Here is a 19,575-nt window from a genome sequence, read left to right as displayed (position 1 = left end):
CACCATGCGGCCCATCGTGGAGGTCCGCCAAGGCCAACAGGAATGAGCCCTTACTGAGCCGACGCCGCCTGATCCTGACGCATGACATCGCCGATGACGGAGGCGACGTAGGGAAGGTTCCAGTACGTCGAGTGGGTCCACATGCCGGTGCTGGCCTGGTGGCCGACGGGAAGGTCCACTGGAGCGGTGCCGTCGTGCAGTCGGAACACCTTGGAAGCGGCGAAGGCCAGAACGTCCAGCGGCTCCCAGAGATTGGTCCAGCGGTTCAGGGAAGCCGGCAGGTGTACAGGCATGTTGCCTCCGTAGGGAGTCAGTTGCCCCCCTCTGGGATCGCACACATGGAAGAAGGCCGCCTGAGAACCGAACGTGACAAGGGACTCGGTCCACAGGGGCACGGTGGCGGTGGCCATTAGCCGCCTCACCCGACGGCACGTTCACCGTCACCTCACCGGCCTTCACCAAGCCGGTGAAGGCCGAGATGCAAAAGAACAGCTTCGGCGAGGGCAACGGCAAGATCCGCTGCGGCATCAAACCGGGAACCTACCCGGTCGATCTCGGCGGCCACCACGAGCACAAGAGTCTGACAGGCAACCGAGCCCACCTGACGATCACCGTCAAGGACGGCGGCCAGTACTGCAAAGAAGCCTCCCCGCCATCCAGCAAGGTGACGGGCACGAAGGTCGCTGTCGCACGCGGCGGCTTGGTCGTCTGCGCGAGCGCCCTTTTCATCCTCGCCAGGAGGCGCCGTACCACCTGAACGGCTCCCGGAGCCTCACGAGCGGCCCGCCGTATCTCTATCGATCATGAGTCGGTTCTGATCGAACAGGGTGCCTGGCTGGGTGGATGCATGAAGGCAGGGCCCCCGGTGCAACACCAGGGTTGTTGAGCACGTGGGTTTTCCAGTCCACCGTATTCAGACTGCTGGCGACGGTACGGATCAGTACCTCGCCGGCTCCTGGAGTGGTCGTCAACCGGCCACGGTTGAGGGTTCCGCTTGCCCATACCCCACAACCGCCACATTCCACACCCGCCTCGATGCAGCCCGCACCGGACGGTGCTGGACCATCTCCCGGCAGAGCAGCGAGCGTTCGTGATCGAGCAGAGCACTCGGGTCCGTCGGGGACTTGGCCCGGCACGAGCGGACGCAACCGTGTTCCTCACGGCCATGCGTGAGTACGCCAAGTTCTGATACGGCCGCCGCCCCCGGCCCCCGATCCGGTCCATGACCGCGTCGGGGGCGTCTCAAGAGCCCGACCCGCTCGGCGCCGGCGCAAGCATCCTCTCCAACGCGCGCGAGGCCGTATCGCGCCTGTCACCCAAGAGCCGCGCCCTCCTGGCCGACGCGGCGTGCCGCTACGGAGGCTTCTTCGATCTGTCCGACGTCGGCGAGGAGTTCAGGCCGCCCCCGTCCAGGACAGCGAACCCTTGGACCGCGGGTTCGTGCGGTTGACCGCCAAGATGCCCGCCCAGTCCGAGCTCGACGAGGAGCACGGTCTCGCGGCCAAGGAACTCGCGGACCAAATGGTCGCCGGCCAGGTCTCTTACACGCTCCAGCGCGAGGCTTCCTGATCGTGAACCAGCACCGTTGGGTGTATGACCGCGAACCGCTCGGCGACGGCCAGCACGGTATCAAGCCCGGCGTAACTGAGTCGGAGCAGGTCCCACGCACGCTCCAGGTCCTTCTCCGTGCTCAGCTGAAGCTCCAGGTCGCCCGGTGCCGTGGTGGCCAGCCCCGTTGCGTTCCGGGTGGTGAAGCCGGGTCTACCGCGTGGTGAGCAGATCGCCGCGTTGGATGGCCTCGTGCAGCACGTGGGTGATCTCCTCGGGCAGCAGGTTCACGTCGGCGATGGTCTCGGTGTTGAGGGGGAGCTCGTCGAGGAGGTACTCCCCACGGTCGTCCCGCTGGAACTCGGGGCCGGTCTTGTCGTCGAAGTTCCACTGCGTGATGTGGGCGAGGTAGAAGTACTCGGTTTCACCCTCGGGGTTCTCAAGCTGGTGGAGCAGGCGCACGATCTGGGCCTCGCCTGCGATCTCCTCGCGGACCTCGCGCAGGAGCGCATCCTCGCGGCTGGCGTCGCTGTCCTCGACGCCGCCGCCGATGATCACCCAGTAGGGGTCGATGCCGGGGCGGATGCGCTTCATCAGGAGCAGGGTGTTGTCCGGGGTGATCAGGATGGCGCGGACGCGTTGCTTCATCGGGTAGGTCTCCTTCGGGTTTGGGTTGTGCGAGGTGGTCAGTGGAAGAGCCAGCCGCCGTCGATGTGCAACGACTGGCCGGTGATGAACGATGCGGACGGGGCGGCGAGGAAGGCGATGGCGGCGGCGACGTCGTCGGGCTGGCCTCGGCGGGGGACGCACTGGCGGGAGATCTGGTCTTCGGGGCGTGCGCGGTGGCGAGCGGGCAGGGTGTTCTCGGCGCCGACTTGGATAGCTCCCGGAAGGACAGTGTTCACGCAGATGCCGTGGGGGCCAAGTTCCCTTGCCAGGGACCGGGTGAGGCCGATGAGGCCGGCCTTGGCGGTGCTGTAGGCGGTCAGTCCGGGACGTCCTGCACGGGCGTTGACGCTGGAAACGTTGATGATGCGGCCCCACTGGCGGCCGATCATCGCTGGGGTGACGGCATGGCTCATCCGGTAGTGGAGGGTGAGGTTTACGTCGAGCGCGCGGTTCCAGGAGGCCTCGTCGGTTTCGTCCCAGGTCATGCGCGGGTAGACGCCGGCGTTGTTGACCAGGATGTCCACCGGGCCGACCTCGCTGGTCACCTGGCTGACCATCAGTCCGGCAGCGTCCGGCGCGGTGAGGTCGGCGCTCACTTCGATTCCGTCTGCGCCGAGCCGGCGTATCTCGTCGAGGGCGGTGCGGGCCTGGTCGATCTGGGCGTAGTGGCCGATCGCGACGGTGGCGCCGGCGGCGGCGAGTGCGCGGGTGGTGGCCGCGCCGATTCCGGTCGCTGCGCCGGTGACGAGGGCGACGCGGCCCTGCAGGGGGCGGGATGTCAGGGACGGGGCGAGCAGAGGGGTGGTCACGGGTACTCCACGGTCAGGAGGTCGCTGAGCGGGTCGGCGTGCGTGAAGGGGGTGGGGTCTGTCAGGTGCTGGGCCTGGGCGAGTTTGGCCATCAGGAGGAACAGGTCGTTGGGGGTGAGCAGGTGGGGTGGAATGACGCCGAGGATGCGGAGGGTGAGGAAGGGGCGGAGGGCTTGGAGCTGGCGGCCCGTGGGCAGGCCGGCAGCGGTGCCGAGGTCGGTGGTGAGGCGGGCGAGGAGCCGGGTGAGGGCGGTGTGGCGGCCGGGGCCGGTGGGCCACTTGTGGTGCAGGTCCAATCGGCGGTGCCGCGTGGACAGTTCAGCGTGCTCGATGGTGGGGGTGGCGGCTTGGGGCAGGTGGAGGGGCAGCGTCCGGCGGTAGACGTCAGGCTGGTGGGTGGGTACGAGCCAGCCTCCGAGGGCGAGGAGGTACCACAGGAGGTTGGCGATCTCGCCGGCGAGGGTGTTGCGTCCGGCGTGCTCGAAGTCCAGCCAGCAGGCGCCCGCGGCGCTGGCGGCGATGTTGGGCTCGGTCGGGTCGCCCTGAGTGATGGCGGAGGTCCACTGGCCGTCGGAGTGAAGCGCGCTGCGCGCGGCGTTGATCGCGGCGGGCACGTCCAGGAGGAACGCGGTGTCGTTGACGGTGGCGGTGTAGCCGGTGAGCGCCCCGAGGGGAGTTCGCTGGCCGGTGTGTCTGTCGGTGAGGGTGAGGCTGGGATCTTGGTACCAGGTGTCGAGACGGCCGCCGGGGCGGATGCGGTCGGTGTAGAGGGCGGGCACGCAGGCCGAAAGGGCTGTGGTTCGGCCGGTCGCCGTGGCCGCGGTGATCAGGTCGTCGCAGACGGCGTCGATCAGGTCGCCGACGTCTGCGGTTGGGGCCTGCCCTCGGTCGGCGAGGGCGATGAGGTCGCCCAGCATGAGTCGGCAGCGGCCGGAGGCGAAGACGTTCTCGTAGGCGATGACGTCGGTGTCGGCGTCCAGTCGGGTGCGTTGCAGGAGGGTGGGGACTACGAATTGACCGGCGATCTGGCGCCAGCCGCGTTCTTCCGAGTCCGCCTTCGAGGTGGGGAGGCTCTTGCGGAAGGGTCCGGGTGCGGTCGCGGTGTTCATGCGGTCGCCTCGGCGGCCGGCATGGTGGCCATCCAGCGCTCCAGGACAAGCTGAGCGAGGTCCTGGGCAGCGGTGCGGTCGGTGCGTGCCTTGCGCAACAGACCATCGTGCTGGTCACTTTCCGCGGGTGTGAGGGCTGCCAGGGCGTCGGTGTCAGCGGCCTGCTCGGTGCCGTCGAAGCGGAGGAGGACCTTGGCCAGCAGGGCGGTTACCTTGAACAGGGCGCGCTGGTCCGGTGCGCCCTTGAGGAGCTGGCGGCGGATCTCGACGGCCGCCTGCACTCCGGCTTCCAGGCTCGCGGCGACGTCGTCGGCGAGCGGCGGGGCGGGGATTGTCAGGCCCGGGCGGGCCCACAGCGGGAGCAGCGAGCCGGTGCCGAGGAGGGTCATCACGTGCAGCAGGCGCGAGGTGACCGCGCCGGCGCGGCACTCGGCCTGGCTCAGGACGGTCAGGCCGAGTTTGACCTCGCCGAGATCGCTTTGTACCTCGGTCAGGGCCTGGCGCAGTTCGGTGGTGCGGTCGGGCTCGGCGATGACGAAGACGTCCAGGTCGCTCCAGCCGTGCTGGTACTTGCCGCAGGCGCCGCTGCCGGTGACGGCGAGCAGGTCGATCAACGGCTCGGACCCCTTCGTGGTGCGCTCCAGCAGGGCGGTCAGGAACCGCTCCAGCGCGACGGGCAGCCCGAGAGCATTGACCGGGGTTGTGGCCGGAGTGACAGAGGGCCAGGCGGCATGCAGCGCAATCCCGTCGAGTTGGCGCTCCAGCGCCAGGCGGGTGCCGTTGTTGTCGACCACGGTGTCGGCGATCGTGACTATCTCCTGTGCGCCCCGGGATGCCTTCACCGTGTCCCTGAGGGTCACATCGGCGGGGCCGGCCGTCCCTCGGCGGGCCCGCAGCTCGGCCGCGGTGTCGATGTAGGCGACCGACAGCTGGTCGCCTAGCATCCTGCGCAGCTCGCTGGTGACGTCGAACTCGTGGAGGGACTCCAGGGTGAGGCGGTCGAGGAAGTGGTGCGCGGCAGCGTAGCGGTCCAGGCCGTCCAGGAGGAGTTCAGCGCGGACGACGGGAGCGAGGGCGTAAGGGTCGGCGATGCCGGCGCGGTGGGCGGCGTCGTCGATCAGGTAGCCGATCTTGAGACGGGCGTGTGAGTGGCGGGTGCGCAGGTACTCCCCCGCGGTGCTCTTGCCGCTCTCGGACATCCCACCCAGCGCCACGACGCGGACACCGGGCAGGCAGCCAGCCGGTACGAGAGCGGTGTGCGGGTGCAGGAGGCGGCGCAGGTCGTGCTGGACCGCGACGACGGAGCGATCCTTGACGACGATGACGCCGTCGAAGCGGCTCTCGCCGACCAGGCGGTGGATCTGGTGGTGCAGGTGGCGCTGGTAGTCAGCGTAGGTGGGGGTCACGCTCGCCTCGTGGGACAGTGCGCGCGCGGTACCGATCGCCGGGTCTTCATGGTGGAGCAGGACGATCCCGTGCTCGCCGGCCTCGGCGGCCTTCACGTCCCGGGCATACGGCTCCAGTAAGTCGCGGGCCCGGTCGGCGGCTTGCTCGGGGGTAAGGTTCTCGCGCACCGCGGCAGTCGCGGCAACGGACGCCTCCAACATCGGCATGCCCCGGTCCATCAGCCGCAACCCCGCCGTCCTGGCACGCAAGTGGTGGGAGCGCTGGAGGTAGGAGACGGCCAGGACCTCGGCGACCTCCTGCATCGGCCCGGTCTCGAACCACCACCGGCTCGTGTCGTTCTTCTTGATCGCCTCCCACCGGGCGTCGTGTGCGTCCAGCGGCCCGCTCGACGCAGCGGCCGGACCGATCCGGCGTGTGAGGACTCCGAGCTGCTTTGTCTTGCCGGTGTTGTCCGCGCCACTCAGCGCGAGGGTGGTCACCGCGTCATCGCCCATGCTGGGCCCCCGATCGTGTGACGAGCCTGCCCGGTGCCGACTGGCCCGGAGAGGTGAGTACACCCAACCCCCGTTCTTGGAACCAGCGTTCGCGTGTCATGCGGGGGTCATGCGGCCCTCCGCGTTCCGGCACCCACGAAGGTCCTCAGATGCTGAGATAGAGGGGTGGACGCGCTCCCCCAACACCCGCTCGCTATCGCCCGGGACCTGCACGGCCTGTCCCAGAGCGGCCTCGCCGAGAAAATCCGGCAGGCGGCGCGTCGCCGCGACCGCAGGGCCGGCACGACCAAGCAGCAGGTGTCGGTGTGGGAGCGCCCCGGGGGCCGTGTGCCCGATGCCTGGTTTCAGCAGCTGATCGCCGACGTCTTCGGCGTCGGCCACGACCATGTGACCGTACTGGGCTGGCCGTACTGGCTGCCCGGGAATGAGGCGCCCGCAGCCCTGGGTACAGGGGCGACGGTCGCCGCACTCAGAGAGGCCCAACGCCGCGCCATGCTCAACCGCCGCACCCTTGTCGGACTCGCACCCGCTGCTCTAGCGGCGCTCGCACGGGCACGTGCGGTGGTGGAGTCCACGCTGACCAGGGACAAGTCCGCTTGCCCGCGGCGGGCGGCCTCGATCTATTCCACGATTGGCCCAGTGTGTCACTGTTCAAATGGGCCACATGTCTGGGTCACTAGCTGCATAGGCTCGACATCAATGCGGCTGAGACCACGAGCGACCGCTGTAGGGGATCCCGAGTCGACATTGGTGCCTGCTTTGGTTTTCCGGCTCGTACCTCCTGGTCGGCCGGACTGAGTGAGAGGACAAAGATCTGCTGTGAAGGCGTGCGGAGTGTCCGGGGCCGAGAAGGAAGTCGCCCTGCTGGAGTTGCCCGAACCGTCATCTCCCGGGCCCGGTCAGATCCTGGTGGCGGTTGAGGCGGCCGGGGTCGGCCCGTGGGACGAACTGCTCAACGGTGCTGGTTGGGACGTGGGGCTGCGCCCCCCGGCGGCGCTGGGTGTGGAGGGCGCGGGCAAGGTGCTGGCGGTCGGCGCGGGTGTCACCGGGTTTGCCGTAGGCGACCGGGTGCTCGCACACGAGGCTCCGCTGCCCGGGGGAAGCGGCTTCTGGGCCGAACGCGTTCTGATCAACGCGGATCACGCGGCAGCCTGCCCATCGGGGCTGGACGCCGTGCACGCGGCGGCGCTGCCGGTCAACGGACTCACCGCTTGGCAGGCCCTGGAGAAGCTGGACCTCAGCCGAGGACAGCGGCTCCTGATCACCAACGGAGGCGGGGCCACCGGAGCCCTGGCCATCCAGCTCGCCGCGGCCAAGGGCACCGAGGTGTCCACGACCGCGTCTGCTGCCGCCGCAGAGCGCCTGCTCGGTCTGGGAGCGATGGAGGTTGTCGACTACCACGACCCGAACTGGTCGGCCAAGGTACGCGGTGGGTTCGACGCCGCCCTCACCATCGCCACCAGCACGGCGGACGCCGTCCTGCCTTTGGTGCGGGACGGCGGCCGACTGTGCTCCCTGACCTCGGACGCGCCTCCGGAGGAACGAGGCATTACGAGCTGGGACCTCTACGTCGAGCCCAACGCCGCGCAGCTTGTCCAGCTGGCGGAGCAGGCTGCCGCGGGAACCTTGAAACTCGCACCGGAACCCCTGCCGCTGAGCGAGGGACCGGCTGCGTTCGCCCGGGTGGTTACCGGACGGGCCGGCGGTAAGAAGATTGTGCTCACCCGAGCATGACCCGACCGGGCACCGCCTCATCCCGATGCTGAGCCACCGTGCCCGCCGGGCGCGATCGAGACATCGTCGGGCTGAGGGTGGGCGACCGAGGAGGTACTGGCGAGGTTTGCTCACGCCGGGGCCGCGCCGCGGCCGCCACGGCTGGACTTAACCCACACCGCTAACAACGGTTAACACAATGAGCCGAGTTGTCGATGGGTGATCAGGCAGCAGGCGAGCTTGAGGAGCCCTTCGTGTGTGTCAGCCCGTTGTTCCCATCGGATCCGCAGACGTCGAAAGCCGTGCAGCCACGCGAAACTCCGCTCGATCACCCAGCGGTAGGTGCCCAGTCCGGTGCCGTGGCGAGTGCCGCGCCGGGCGATCGCAGGCACGATGCCTCGATCGCGGACCTGGTCGCGGTAAATGTCGTGGTCGTAGCCGCGGTCGGCGAAGAGCGAGTCGGGCTTGCGGTGCGGACGGCCACCCGGCCGCGGACCGGCGGGATCGCGTCGAGCAGAGGCAGGAGCTGGGTGACGTCGTTGCGGTTGCCGCCGGTCGGCCGGCGACGGAAAGGGCCCTGACGTGCGAGGAGTCGACCACGCAGCGGGACCAGTCCAGGCGTGAGGCCGCATTCAGCTCAGCCAGCAGGGCCTCGTGGAGCCGCTGCCAGACACCGGCCTTGTTCCAGTCCCGCAGCCGCCGCCAGCAGGTCATGCCCGAGCCGGGGCCTAGCTAGTGACTTGAGTCAGAGGTTCGTCGTTGGTTGGGTATGAGTCGTCCGGGGCCGAAGATTCCTCCGTTGTCGGTAACTGATGCCCAGCGGGCTGTGCTTGAGGGGTGGGTGCGTCGGCGTAGGACTGCTCAGGCACTGGCTCAGCGGTCGCGGATCGTGCTGGAGTGCGCCGAGGGGCATTCGATCACGGAGGTGTCGCGACGCCTGGGCATCGTCCCGGATACGGTCCGCACCTGGCGGCGGCGTTTCCTGGAGCGTGGTCTGGACGGCCTGTGCGACGAGCCACGGCCGGGTGTTCCGCGGAAGATCACGGATGCGGACGTGGAGCGGGTGATCGTCAAGACACTTGAGGAGACACCGAAGAACGCGACCCATTGGTCGACCAGGTCGATGGCTGCGGCCACGGGAATGTCTCAGTCGGCGATCTCACCGATCTGGCGGGCCTTTGCCCTGGCCCCGCACCGCACGCAGACGTTCAAGCTGTCCACGGACCCACTGTTCATCGACAAGGTCCGCGACATGGTCGGACTTTACCTCGATCCGCCAGAGAAGGCCCTGGTCCTGTGCGTGGATGAGAAATCGCAGATCCAGGCCCTGGACCGGTCCCAGCCGGTCCTGCCGATGGTGCCCGGCGTTCCCGAACGCCGCAGTCACGACTATGTCCGGGCAGGCACCACCACCTTGTTCGCCGCCTTGGAGGTGGCGACCGGGAAGGTCATTGGCTCCCTCCACCGCCGGCACCGGGCCGTGGAGTTCAAGAAGTTCTTGGCCAAGCTCGACAAGGAGGTCCCTGCCGACCACGGCGTGCATGTGATTCTCGGCAACTACGTGACGCACAAGACGCCCGCGGTCAAGAAGTGGCTGCTGGCCCACCCGCGCTTCCACCTGCACTTCACGCCCACGAGCTCGTCCTGGCTGAACCTGGTGGAACGGTGGTTCGCCGAACTCACGCAGAAGAAACTCAAGCGCGGCGTCCACCGTTCCGTCCAGGCACTCGAACGCGACATTCGGGCATGGCTGACCGACTGGAACGAGAACCCGCGACCGTTCGTCTGGACGAAAACAGCCAACGAGATCCTCAACAAAGTCGCCGCCTACTGCCACCGAATCTCTGACTCAGGTCACTAGGGGTCTCAAGTTTTTCGCTGGTCAGCATCCTGCATGGCCTTGAGTGACGTGAGGCACCAGGGTCGCAGGCGGAGGTGCCGCGTCCGGCACGTGATGAATCAGCCTGACGGCAGGTCGTCTGCGGGACAGCACCTCTTGCCAGCTCGGACCTCGTGATCAGCGGGAGAGAGAACCTGCCCGGGTGATCAACCGTGTGTCCCCCGCTCAGGCCGCCGGAGGCTCGGCAGCAAGGCCGTCAGGACGACCGGTCCTGTTCGCGTTGGAGCAGTTCTTCCGCCTGGATGGGCCAGGGCTGGAGGCAGCGAGGGCGAGGCGGTCGGCGACGAACAGGCTCGGCTTCGCAGTACTGCGTTGCTCGGAGTGGATGCTCGGGGTGCTCCCGACACGAGGATCTGGCCGTGGCGTCGAGTGTGGTGGTGCGGTTCGCGGCCGATCAGTTGCGGTCCTGGGCGGAGCGCGCAGCGCCCGGTCCGACGCTTCACGGGATGAACTTCACCTCTGGGAAGGCCGTGCTCGGGCCGTCGAGCAGATGCGTCCGGCGGTGCCGCAGGTGCAGGTCGAAGAACGCGAGCGGGTATGCCTGTTGGATCCGTACCGCCTGGGCCGGGTCGAGAGTGCCGATCATGTCCTGGATCTGCTGGGTGGTCATGCCGAGGATCTTGCCCGCTTGCGGGATCAGCGTCGCCTCGTCGCCGTACGACTTGTGGATGGCCCCGTCGACCTGGATGTTCAGCCGCCAACCGCGAAGGTGTGTCCAGAACTCGGCGACGTCCGGCATTGCGGCCCGGGTAAACGAAGCGGTCATCATCATGAACGGCCGGTCCAGGTCGGTGGTGATGGTCGGCTGCATCGGACCGTCGATGCTGAGCCCGGCGCCAACGCGCTGGTCGGCGAGCATGGTGAGCGCGGTGGCGGTGCCACCCTTCGACCAGCCGAACGCGCCGATGCACCTCGGGTCGAGGGCACCGAGCAGGCCCTGAGGCAGTGGCCTGCCGTCGACGTCGGGGTTGTGCCCGCCGGCAAGGCTTTCGACGGCGTCGAGCACGAACCGGAGGTCCGTGGCGAAGTCCCGGGGACCCAGGAACGGCGGGACCTCTGCCGGCACGGTGAGTCGGCCGTCGGGGAACTCGCTGAACGCGTCGTATGTGTGGTCGACGGTGACCACGGCGTAGCCGTGGCTGGCGAGTTCCTGGACCATGATGGTGTGGTCGCCGCGATGGCTGCCCGAGCCATGTGAGTACACGAGGACGGGCAGGCGGTGCCCCGTTCGGTGTACGGGTGCGCCGATGTGTGCGGCGGTGAGCGGGCCGAGGGCGGGATCGAGGGGGAAGCCGGCGTCCGCCAGAAGCGCCCGCAGCGCCCCCTGGGTCATCCAGGGGGCACGCGGCAGGTCCTTCGTCTTGCAAGCGGGGTACCAGACGCTGGCCATCAACTCGCGATGATGCCCCGGGCCGGCCACAGGATCCGGACGCGAGGTGTCGACGAGGTGGAGCGGCACCGTGCCCACCGGGTGCGGCCCAGTGGGTCTGGGCAGCGTGAGTTGCACTGGAGCGGGGGCGGTGGGAGCCGCCCACGCCTGGCGCGCTGTGCTGATCGGCACGGCGGCCCCGACCCCCGCGGCCAGTGCGGCTGCGAGCAAGCGGCGGCGCGTCAGGTCCGTCTTGGTGACCGGTGTGTTGGTCACGTGTCCTCCCCAGGTTTGTTGGATGGTGTTCGGTTCGCTGGACGTCGGCGGGAGTCGGTCACGGCCCCCGTGGTTTGCAGGAGTCCAGATCAGGACTCCTGGGCTGGGCTGCCTTGCTCGATCTGGTGGATGAGTCGCTTGAGCTGGGTGACCTCGTCCTGCAGGGCGCGGTCGCCTGCCGGAGTGAGGGAGAGCCAGGTACGGGCGCGTTTGCCTTCGTAGCCCTTTTCGATGTCGATCAGTCCGGCCTTCTCCAGGACGGCCAGATGCTGGCTGAGATTCCCGGCTGTCAGGCCGAGGGCCGTGCGCAGGAAGCCGAACTCGACTCGGCGCGCTTGGTGGGCCACGGTGAGGATGCCGAGGCGGACGCGCTGGTGGACGATGTCGTCCAGGCCGGTGACGGGGTGTTGCTCGGGCTGATCGGTCATGAGGCGTCGCGCTGACGGGACAGCTCGGCCAGAGCGAAACCGAGCGCGCCGAGTAGGAGCAGTACGCCGGGTACGCCGTAGCGGGGTACGGCGGACCAGGGCGACGTGAAGGGGATACCCGCCCAGCCGGTGGTGAGCGGCACCAGTTCGATTGCCAGATACACCGCGGTGAGCAGCAGCAGGATGCGGCTGCGTTCCACCCAGGACAGCACCAGCAGCGGCAGCCCGACGGCTGTGGCGTTCCCGGTGAGTCGCTCGAGGAACCTCGTCACCCCGGAGGTGGGGTCGAGGTTCAGTCCCCAGAAGTCGAGTTGTTCGCCGGACTGTGGCGTCCCGTGGCGGAAGCTCCAGATCTCGGTGGCGGTCACCAGACCGACCAGCGCGATCCCGGTGAGGATGTACGGCCGGACCGGGGTGCCGACTCCGCGGTTGCGGGAGCGGCGAATGTAGAAGAGCGCCGTCGCGGAGTAGGCGAGGGCGAGTCCGATGGGCCAGTAGACCGGCGAGCCCTGTGTGACCTGCGTGACCAGGGTGCAGCCGGTGCCTGCCGCAGGGGCGGTCGCCGGGCAGGGCACGGTCTCAACTCTGAAGGTGAAGCGGCCGACCAGGATCCCGCCCAGCGTGAGCACGCCCAGCAGCAGAAGGGGAAACCACGCGCCGCGCTGCGCGGAGCGAACTCGACGGGTCAAGTCATCAAGGCCGGCAAGGACTTCGCGGGGAGTGCCCGACGAGGGCACTGATGCGTCTGTCATGCCGTCAGCTTTGCATTACAAACTAGTTCTGGCAAGAAACCAGCGTGCACTCCAAGGTCAGGGCCTGAGAAACGGGCGGTCCGAGGTCGACATCCACATCCCCGACCTGTACGAACTGCGCGCCTCCGGCCCCGTTCCGAGGCAGCTCCCCACCGACTGACCCGAACGGCAGGTCAGTACTGCCAGGCGAGGCGCAGTACGGCCGGGGCCACACCTCACCTCGGTGGCGATTCGCGCTAGTCCGCCTACGCAACACCGAAGCTCTGGTGAAAGAGATCGTTCGCGGCGCGGATATCAGCCGTCGAGCGGATGCGGACCTCCAGATCGCCGCCGCCATGGTGGCCGAGCCCACTCAGGTCGCGGGTGAAACCGGGCCGCAGCTCGATCTCCTTCGGGTTCAGCGGCAGGGTCACCACCAAAGCGCGCTTCTGCACGACGACCCAAGCGAAGCCCTTGAGCGTGCGATAGGACAGGCACGTCTGCAGGGAGACCCGCTGCACGTCGCCGAGATCAAGCAACGCCGAGTCCAGCTCCCCGAACAGCCTCAGCATTGCCGGCGAGGCGCCCGACAGGTGGTCGACCTCGCTCACCCCTGCTGCCAGCTGCCTCCGCTGGCGCATAGTGGACGGTCGGCTGCCGTGCCGGGAGTGACTGGCGGAGGACTCCTCCAGTGTGAGCGTGAACAGCGCGCCGCCGTCATAGGAGTGGTAGCGCACCAGGTCCATCGACTGCCCCAACCGACGGACGGCATGCCGGTCGTAGCGAGTGAAGTCGGAGGCTATGCAGATCATGCGTGGCCGGCTCCAGTCGATGGCCTCGGCCACCTCGTCACTCAGCACACGCTGGACTAGCGCCTGGAAGTCGTAGGGGTGGTCGAGGAGCCAGTCCAGGTAGAACAGCGCCTGGTTCATGACGCTCGGGCCAGTGTCCTTTTTGTACTCAATGATCACGGGCGAGCCGGTCTCGTCCAGGCCGAGCGAGTCAATGCGACCGCCGTGGCCATCTCCGGTGGGGAACTCAGTGGCCAAGAACCGCACACCGAGCATGGCCTCCATGTTGCGCTCGACCAGCACCTGCAGGTCGCTCTCCAGCGCTACCGGCGCCCCGGCCACCTCGGTAGCACAGCCCGTCTCCACTCGAAACAGCTTCAGATCCACAGCCCCCCTCGACTCAGCGATCAATCGGACCAGGACCTTCTCAAGTCGCCGTTCCGGCAGGCAACCAATCGCGAACCTAATCAATGCAGGGGCCTGCCGATCCGAAGCGGGCATGCGAGTGAGCTGCAGATTTCCTGGTCGCTGAGTCGATGGCCACTCGTCCAGAAACGGAATCCGGGCGTCGCCCAGTCAGGCGTAGGGGCGCACCCTCGCGCCCGTGGTGGCGTTCACACCGGTGTCAGCACCGCCTCGACTCTGGAACGGACCATGAGCGCCATCGACCCCGCCTCTCGAATCCGCCCTGATTGGTGGACCGACGAAACCTTCCTCCAGCTGTGTGCCCTGGAAGATCAGGCCCTTCCAGACCGGGGGCTGTCCCAGGCGGAGCGTGAGCACCCAACTCAGCCCGTGCTGCATAGCCTCCTGCGGGCGATGTGGTCACTGGGGAAGACCGGTGGTCGCTCAGAAAAAGACGCCGGCCTGGAGCGCGTACAGGAGGCGCTACGGGAAGTTGAAGCACACGCTGAGCGCGCAGCTCAGGCAGCCCGCCTGACGCTCAGCCGCCTCGTCAGCCGAAACGAAGACGATGAGCTGGCTGCGACGGACCGGGAATGCGAGAGGAACGACCCGAACTGGGGCCCGCCTGAGACACATCTGACGGAGGCCAGCTTCACCGTGCGCCTGCCTGGCTACTCAGGCGACACTGTCAGCGCAACGATCGGCGTCGATGGCAATGGAGCCATGACGGTGGCGGGCAGCGGGCCGCTTGCGATCACCAACGCGCTCGGAAGGCTCGATGCACGTGCCGTGATCAACGCGATCGAAAACCTGGTAGACCGCCAGCTCACCGCTCCTATCCCGTGCGAGGGCAACCAGCCGTCGCCGAGCTGACACACCCACGACCGGACGCCACAGGCTGCCGAAAGCGGCTGCGTTCGCGCCGACCCGGATGTTCACCCCGCCCCACGCGGGCCAGGACGACGTGATCGCTGGCTGGATCGCGCGCCCCATCGGACAGCCCCTGGATGCATTGACCCGCGTGAACAATCTTGCGAGTCAATGCACCTAGTTCGATTAGATGGACGAGGTCGGGGCTGCCCAGGACACTTCCTGGCCGGATGCGGTCACGGCACGGCGGGCGAGGACGTGGAGACCTCCACCGAAGACGCCGGCGAGGACGTCGAACACCGCACGGAGGAGCAGGGCCAAGACATCGAAGACCCCGCGGATCGGGAAGCGACCGACATCGAGAACGGCGGCAGCCATGGTGGTGGCGGCGGTCGTACAGGGGGTGGCGGTCACGGGCACTACGTCATCATCGACAAGGTGAAGTATCCCGAGACCGCCCAGCACATCGATGAGGCCCAATCCGGAATCTCCTGGCGCGGCGATGAGCGACGCGAACAACAGCAGCCCTCGGATTTGACGATCGACCGCGGCGGCGCCGGTGACAATCGCAAGGCGTCTTTGAGCGGGATACCGACACGAGGCGCTGAGAAACTGGACCGGGACGAGTACCCGCCGGCGATGTTCAAGGAAGGCGGCCTCGGCGCCTCAGTCAAGTACATTGATAGGAGTGACAACCGTGGGGCCGGCAGCTCGATGAAGAACCAGCTCACGGGCCTCGACAACGGCGAGCACGTGACGGTAGTGACCGCATGACCACACCCTTCGATCCCCAGTACCTCGCCGCGCTCACCGCACGAGCCCGCTACCCCCTGGGACCACCCCTTACCGTGAAACTGGATCGCTCCGACGGGGCCTTCGGCGAGCTGGCCGCGCTACTGACGCGCCACAACGGCCTCACCGCTTTCAATGCCGGCCTGCAGGTCTTCCGTGCCGGCACCGAGGGCCTGGGGCCGGACTTGCAGACCTGGAACCATCCGCAAACCTGGAAGCACACTTACGCGGGCCTGGCCGATGGGTTGCTGTGCTTTGCCCAGGACCTCTTCGGCGTCCAGTTCGCTCTCGACAACGAGGGACACGTGGTGCGCTTCGACCCGGAATTCGCCGAACGCACCATCCTTGGTAACAGCCTGGAAGACTGGGCACAGTGGCTCCTGGTCGACCCCGACGTGCACGGCGCCCACGCCTTCGCCACCACCTGGCAGGACCGCCACGGCGCCCTCACACACGACCAACGCCTGATCCCACTGCGCTTCTTCGCCCTCGGTGGTACTTACGAGGACGACAACCTCGCCGTCAAGGAAGCCGCGCAGTGCATGCGCATCCGCGGCCCCCTCGCGCAGACCCTGTACTCGCTACCGGACGGAGCCCACTTCCAGATGACATCCACCCCACCCCCCAGCGACCCCGACCTGCTCTCCCACCACGAACTCGAAGTCTTCGCCGACTACTCCACCCTGCTGATCCAGGACGACGACGCACGCCTGGGCGAACCCGAACCTTCCTGGTTCGAAACACTGGTTGAGAATGGGATCAACACCGCCCCTGGCATCATCGGAATCGGAGCCGCCCGCCCCTTCGACGTTCCCGTCACCGTAGACGTGCGCCGCACGCCGCCATCCGATGACGACACAGAACTGCAGCACGCCGAGCACGTCACCCAGGCTAGCCTCGCGCTCCCCTCCGGACGCCTGCTGATCTCCATGCAGGACTTCGACGACGCGCTACCACGCATCCCCCTCACCCCAGGCACCTACACCGTGCGCATTTACTCCCACGGCCTGCAGACCATCTCCGAGGACGGGTTGGACGGCGAGGACCGATACCACGTAGTGCTATGGCCCACGGACGAAGACCACCCCGCCCAGGTCCTCAAGCGCTACCCCGAACCCCTTCCCGGCGGCTGAAACCCCCCGCCGAACATCACGCTTCTCCGGAAACACCTCCGGCCTCCGACCCCACCGTCGTCGGTCCTTGCCGTGCTCGGTCCCGTGCTGGCACCAACAGCCCAACCACGGAACCCTGTTGGAGTGCCCACGGGGCGGTGGAAACCGAAGGGCCACTGTCAGTACCCGGTGGTAGGAAGCTGGGATGACCCAGACACCTGTCTTCGAAGACCTGCTCGCCCTGGTCCAGGACCGCTCCGCCGTCCTACGTACCAGCGTCGCCGGCTCCCCCGATCTGGATGTCCGCGTCCCCAGCTGCCCCGACTGGTCGCTCCGCGACCTCGTCAAGCACCTTACCCAGGTGCACCGGTTCTGGGCGGCGGCGGTCGTAGCCGGCCCCAGCGAGAAGCCCCCGACCGTGGCACCGGCCGATGACACGCTGTCAGCCGACCTACTGGCCGGTTCGGCCGCAGCCACCCAGGAGCTGATCACCGCCCTGCGAACCGCAGGTCCCGCGTCGGGCTGCTGGACTTGGTGGGGTGACTCCGACGTCCCGATGACGAGCGGTGCCGTGGCTCGCCATCAGGTCCGGGAGGCCGCTGTCCACGCCTTCGACGCCCAGCTGGCTACCGGCACTCCCCTGCCCATCCCTGCGGTTGTCGCACTCGACGGCATTGCCGAGTTCATCGGCGTCGGCCACGTCACCGCTGGCCCCTGGCCGCACGAGCCGGTCCGCATCGGTCTGCACGCCGCCGAGGGCGAGTCGTGGCTGGTTGACCTGACGGCGTCGGGCCCACACCTCATTGATGGCCAACATGAGACGGCCGCCGACCTGCACGGATCGGTGAGCAACCTGTTGCTCACCTTGCACGGCCGCCTCCCACTGGACAGCCTACGAAGCGAGGGTGACCGCGCCATCTTGGAAAACTTCCTGCGCTGGCCGGACCTGGGTTGACCCACAGCTTGAGAGCCCCCTACTGGGCGGGTCTACGCTCTGACCTGCGGCCCCCGCCAGCAAGATCACGAACTACAGCTGGAGTACTACGCCGGCTGGGCGGAGTGTGGTGTCCCGCAAGGTGGGGCCGGGTGTGTCGTGTTTCTCTCTGAGGCACAGCTCTATGACAACAATCGCGACAGGAGGTAGAGCAGGGCGTTCAGGTCGAACACCTGCGGCCGATCGACCATGAGATCGCCACCGGAGTGTGGCCGGACATGACCGAGCACGGCTGGGAACGCTACGCGTGGCCGTCGATCCATCAGTGGGGGATGGCCGCCGACATCCTCGTCATCGCCGGGCCGATCTGGCTGGGTGACAACAGCTCGGTGACCAAGTTGGTCATCGAGCGGCTCTACGCCTGCTCAGGCCGGCTCAACGGCGCCGGTCAGTACGCCTACTACGGGCGTGTGGGCGGCTGCCTCATCACCGGCAACGAGGACGGCGTCAAGCACTGCGCCATGAATGTCCTGTACAGCCTGCAGCACCTGGGATACACGATCCCGCCGCAGGCGGACGCGGGCTGGATCGGAGAGGGCCGGGCCAGGCCCGTCCTATCTCGACCCCGGCTCCGGCGGTCCCGCCAATGACTTCACCAACAGGAACGCCACGTTCATGACCTGGAACCTGTTGCATCTGGCCCGGTTGCTCAAGGACACCGGTGGAATTCCGGCGCACGGTACCAGCGGTCGCAGTGGGGCGCCGGGTGCCGTTTCGGCTTTGAGAATCCCGAATATCGCTAAGTCAGCAAAGAAAGGCTGAAGATGACCGTCGAGACTGTCCCCACTGTGCCTACCTGGGCTGCGCCAATCCGCCCGAGCCAACCGCACCCGGCATGCACGGGCCGGCGCCCCGCTATTGTCCGCACCCCGAGCACAACGCCCTTGGTGCGTTCAGGTAGTTCCGCGCCAAGCGGCAGCAGCGAAAGGAAGACAAGCGCGCGGCAGCCGCGGCCAAGACGGCGGCCACGGAGGATGCGATGGGAGCCGAGGCGCCAGTCGCCGAGCAGTCCTTGCCCGCCGCCTCCAGGCACGCACCTGCTGCCGCGACTGTCAGGCGAGGGCGGCACGCCCGATGGCCTCCAGTCCCTTTCCCTGCACGTCTCCGATGAGGATCCGTGTCCCCTGAGCGGTGCGGGCGACGGCGTACGGGTCCCCGCCGGTCTGCGCTTCGGCCTCGGCGGCGAGACAGACCGACGCAATGCACAGCGGGCCGAGGTGCTCCGGTGGGGGCCGCGGCAGCACGCCCTGGGTCGCCTCCGCCACCGACCTGAGTTGGGTCGGTTCACGCTCGTGCCGCTCGCGGCGGTACGCGAAGAACGTCACGATCGCTGAGACCGACGTCGGGTGGAACCAGAATGTCGACCACTGTGGCGATCAGGATGAGCAGAAGTGGTACCGCCACCAGAGCATGGCTCGCCCGCCACAGCCGGCGATGGGCCCCAGGGAGTCGCCGGAGGTCCATTCCTCCTGCATACACCGGGCGGCCTGGCCTTCTCGACGCCATGCCAGCCGCCGCCCCGTCAATCCGGGCTTCTGCCTTCCTTCTTCCGGGGTCGCGCGAAGGGCCGTCGAGGCCGCCGGCACGGATGCCAGCGGGATGTCTGCGAGGAGTTTCGGGGGCAGGGAGTCGTCCGAACTGATTCGGCCGGATCCGGTTGCCTTGGGGGTGCGGTTGCGGTTGCGGTTGCGGTTGCGGTTGCGGTTGCGAGCAGTGCAGCGCTGACGAGTGTGGCGAGCAAGTCGATGTCGGAGCCCGCTTCGAGCCGGACTGTGACCCATGCAGACGCCGCGGGCAGTTCCAGGGCGCTGGAGTTCCGCAGAGCCGGACGCAGCTTGTTGATCATGTCGTGTGTCAGATGAACATCTACCTTGTTGTCCCCATGGAAATGGACGATTTCCCGGGTGCCGGCACAGAGGCAATGCCGTGCTCCGCAGCCCGCACTCCCCCGCGAGAGTGCCGACCAATCAGCCAGCCGTGCGTTCGCTTGTTCGGCCAGGTTCATGGCTCCAGCTTGCCCGCTCCCTACCGGGAGGCATAGGGGTGGCGGCGACATGGTCTAGATGTGCTGTCCGGGGACGTTGGTGACAGGCGACACGCCTTTCAGGGCGCTTGAAGAAGGTGAGGGCCTTCTGGCTCGGTGGGGATTGCGACATCT

General features: G+C 67.7%; 19 protein-coding genes and 2 pseudogenes. 9 read left to right on the top strand and 12 right to left on the bottom strand.

Annotation, left to right across the window (positions count from 1 at the left end):
* Positions 1-50 precede the first annotated feature (50 nt).
* On the bottom strand, positions 51-410 hold the full coding sequence (locus IG62_RS0111360; protein ID WP_158795030.1) for a hypothetical protein: 360 nt from the start codon (positions 408-410) through the stop codon (positions 51-53).
* 56 nt (positions 411-466) lie between these two features.
* Here IG62_RS0111360 and IG62_RS0111355 point away from each other — a divergent pair, with 56 nt between their 5' ends.
* A complete protein-coding gene (locus IG62_RS0111355) occupies positions 467-757 on the top strand; it encodes a hypothetical protein (RefSeq protein WP_158795029.1) in 291 nt (96 codons plus the stop codon).
* Between the two features lie 668 nt (positions 758-1,425).
* The gene (locus tag IG62_RS48515) at positions 1,426-1,569 is read left to right on the top strand and encodes a hypothetical protein (protein WP_234326409.1); all 144 of its coding nucleotides are present in this window, start codon (positions 1,426-1,428) and stop codon (positions 1,567-1,569) included.
* Positions 1,570-1,761: 192 nt separating this feature from the next.
* Here IG62_RS48515 and IG62_RS0111345 read toward each other — a convergent pair whose 3' ends face one another.
* Genes IG62_RS0111345 through IG62_RS41675 form a run of 4 tightly spaced genes read right to left on the bottom strand, consistent with a single transcriptional unit; the run spans position 1,762 to position 6,036 of the window.
* The gene (locus tag IG62_RS0111345; RefSeq protein ID WP_030800542.1) at positions 1,762-2,196 is read right to left on the bottom strand and encodes an NUDIX hydrolase; all 435 of its coding nucleotides are present in this window, start codon (positions 2,194-2,196) and stop codon (positions 1,762-1,764) included.
* A gap of 38 nt (positions 2,197-2,234) precedes the next feature.
* The gene (locus tag IG62_RS0111340; protein WP_051797919.1) at positions 2,235-3,026 is read right to left on the bottom strand and encodes an SDR family NAD(P)-dependent oxidoreductase; all 792 of its coding nucleotides are present in this window, start codon (positions 3,024-3,026) and stop codon (positions 2,235-2,237) included.
* A complete protein-coding gene (locus IG62_RS0111335) occupies positions 3,023-4,135 on the bottom strand; it encodes a hypothetical protein (RefSeq protein WP_030800531.1) in 1,113 nt (370 codons plus the stop codon). The genes IG62_RS0111340 and IG62_RS0111335 overlap by 4 nt, the downstream gene beginning before the upstream one ends.
* Positions 4,132-6,036: a hypothetical protein gene (locus IG62_RS41675; RefSeq protein ID WP_030800527.1), complete on the bottom strand. Its 1,905-nt coding sequence runs from the start codon at positions 6,034-6,036 to the stop codon at positions 4,132-4,134. Before IG62_RS41675 ends, IG62_RS0111335 begins: the two co-directional genes overlap by 4 nt.
* An 834-nt stretch (positions 6,037-6,870) precedes the next feature.
* Between IG62_RS41675 and IG62_RS0111320 the strand changes: the two genes are divergently transcribed.
* The gene (locus IG62_RS0111320; protein ID WP_030800522.1) at positions 6,871-7,770 is read left to right on the top strand and encodes an NADP-dependent oxidoreductase; all 900 of its coding nucleotides are present in this window, start codon (positions 6,871-6,873) and stop codon (positions 7,768-7,770) included.
* A 170-nt stretch (positions 7,771-7,940) separates the two neighbouring features.
* Here IG62_RS0111320 and IG62_RS44505 read toward each other — a convergent pair.
* Positions 7,941-8,481: pseudogene (locus IG62_RS44505) on the bottom strand (transposase); the annotation flags it as partial.
* Between the two features lie 37 nt (positions 8,482-8,518).
* On the opposite strand from IG62_RS44505, the gene IG62_RS0111315 reads away from it, so the two are divergent.
* Positions 8,519-9,610 (top strand): IS630 family transposase, encoded by a 1,092-nt coding sequence (locus IG62_RS0111315; protein ID WP_030800520.1) that lies wholly within the window; start codon positions 8,519-8,521, stop codon positions 9,608-9,610.
* Positions 9,611-10,088: 478 nt separating this feature from the next.
* Here IG62_RS0111315 and IG62_RS0111310 read toward each other — a convergent pair whose 3' ends face one another.
* The 4 genes from IG62_RS0111310 to IG62_RS0111295 form a co-directional block, all read right to left on the bottom strand.
* The gene (locus IG62_RS0111310) at positions 10,089-11,294 is read right to left on the bottom strand and encodes an alpha/beta hydrolase family protein (RefSeq protein WP_030800517.1); all 1,206 of its coding nucleotides are present in this window, start codon (positions 11,292-11,294) and stop codon (positions 10,089-10,091) included.
* Between the two features lie 89 nt (positions 11,295-11,383).
* Positions 11,384-11,722, bottom strand: a complete 339-nt coding sequence (locus IG62_RS0111305; RefSeq protein ID WP_030800515.1) for a winged helix-turn-helix domain-containing protein — start codon at positions 11,720-11,722, stop codon at positions 11,384-11,386.
* Positions 11,719-12,474: a hypothetical protein gene (locus IG62_RS43185; protein WP_158795028.1), complete on the bottom strand. Its 756-nt coding sequence runs from the start codon at positions 12,472-12,474 to the stop codon at positions 11,719-11,721. Before IG62_RS43185 ends, IG62_RS0111305 begins: the two co-directional genes overlap by 4 nt.
* A gap of 245 nt (positions 12,475-12,719) precedes the next feature.
* Positions 12,720-13,631, bottom strand: coding sequence for a DUF5655 domain-containing protein (locus IG62_RS0111295; protein WP_030800510.1), 912 nt, complete (start codon positions 13,629-13,631; stop codon positions 12,720-12,722).
* 267 nt (positions 13,632-13,898) lie between these two features.
* On the opposite strand from IG62_RS0111295, the gene IG62_RS0111290 reads away from it, so the two are divergent.
* The 5 genes and pseudogenes from IG62_RS0111290 to IG62_RS41665 form a co-directional block, all read left to right on the top strand.
* Positions 13,899-14,522: a hypothetical protein gene (locus IG62_RS0111290; protein ID WP_030800507.1), complete on the top strand. Its 624-nt coding sequence runs from the start codon at positions 13,899-13,901 to the stop codon at positions 14,520-14,522.
* A gap of 255 nt (positions 14,523-14,777) precedes the next feature.
* On the top strand, positions 14,778-15,293 hold the full coding sequence (locus IG62_RS43180; RefSeq protein WP_051797918.1) for a NucA/NucB deoxyribonuclease domain-containing protein: 516 nt from the start codon (positions 14,778-14,780) through the stop codon (positions 15,291-15,293).
* The gene (locus tag IG62_RS47765) at positions 15,290-16,444 is read left to right on the top strand and encodes an SMI1/KNR4 family protein (RefSeq protein WP_199812450.1); all 1,155 of its coding nucleotides are present in this window, start codon (positions 15,290-15,292) and stop codon (positions 16,442-16,444) included. Before IG62_RS43180 ends, IG62_RS47765 begins: the two co-directional genes overlap by 4 nt.
* A 184-nt stretch (positions 16,445-16,628) precedes the next feature.
* Positions 16,629-17,378, top strand: a complete 750-nt coding sequence (locus tag IG62_RS0111275; protein ID WP_030800501.1) for a maleylpyruvate isomerase family mycothiol-dependent enzyme — start codon at positions 16,629-16,631, stop codon at positions 17,376-17,378.
* Between the two features lie 215 nt (positions 17,379-17,593).
* Positions 17,594-18,160 (top strand): annotated as a pseudogene (locus tag IG62_RS41665) (flavodoxin family protein); the annotation flags it as partial.
* A 309-nt stretch (positions 18,161-18,469) separates the two neighbouring features.
* Here the strand turns inward: IG62_RS41665 and IG62_RS0111265 are convergent.
* Both IG62_RS0111265 and IG62_RS47170 read right to left on the bottom strand, forming a co-directional pair.
* Complete coding sequence (locus IG62_RS0111265) at positions 18,470-18,742, bottom strand: hypothetical protein (RefSeq protein WP_030800498.1); 273 nt, start codon at positions 18,740-18,742, stop codon at positions 18,470-18,472.
* Between the two features lie 197 nt (positions 18,743-18,939).
* Positions 18,940-19,422, bottom strand: a complete 483-nt coding sequence (locus tag IG62_RS47170) for a luciferase family protein (RefSeq protein ID WP_158795027.1) — start codon at positions 19,420-19,422, stop codon at positions 18,940-18,942.
* Positions 19,423-19,575 lie beyond the last annotated feature (153 nt).

Origin of the sequence: Streptomyces sp. NRRL S-337, assembly GCF_000720175.1 — a bacterium.
In the GTDB taxonomy this organism is placed as follows: domain Bacteria; phylum Actinomycetota; class Actinomycetes; order Streptomycetales; family Streptomycetaceae; genus Streptomyces; species Streptomyces siderophoricus.
This window is presented reverse-complemented; position numbering and strand designations above follow the sequence as displayed.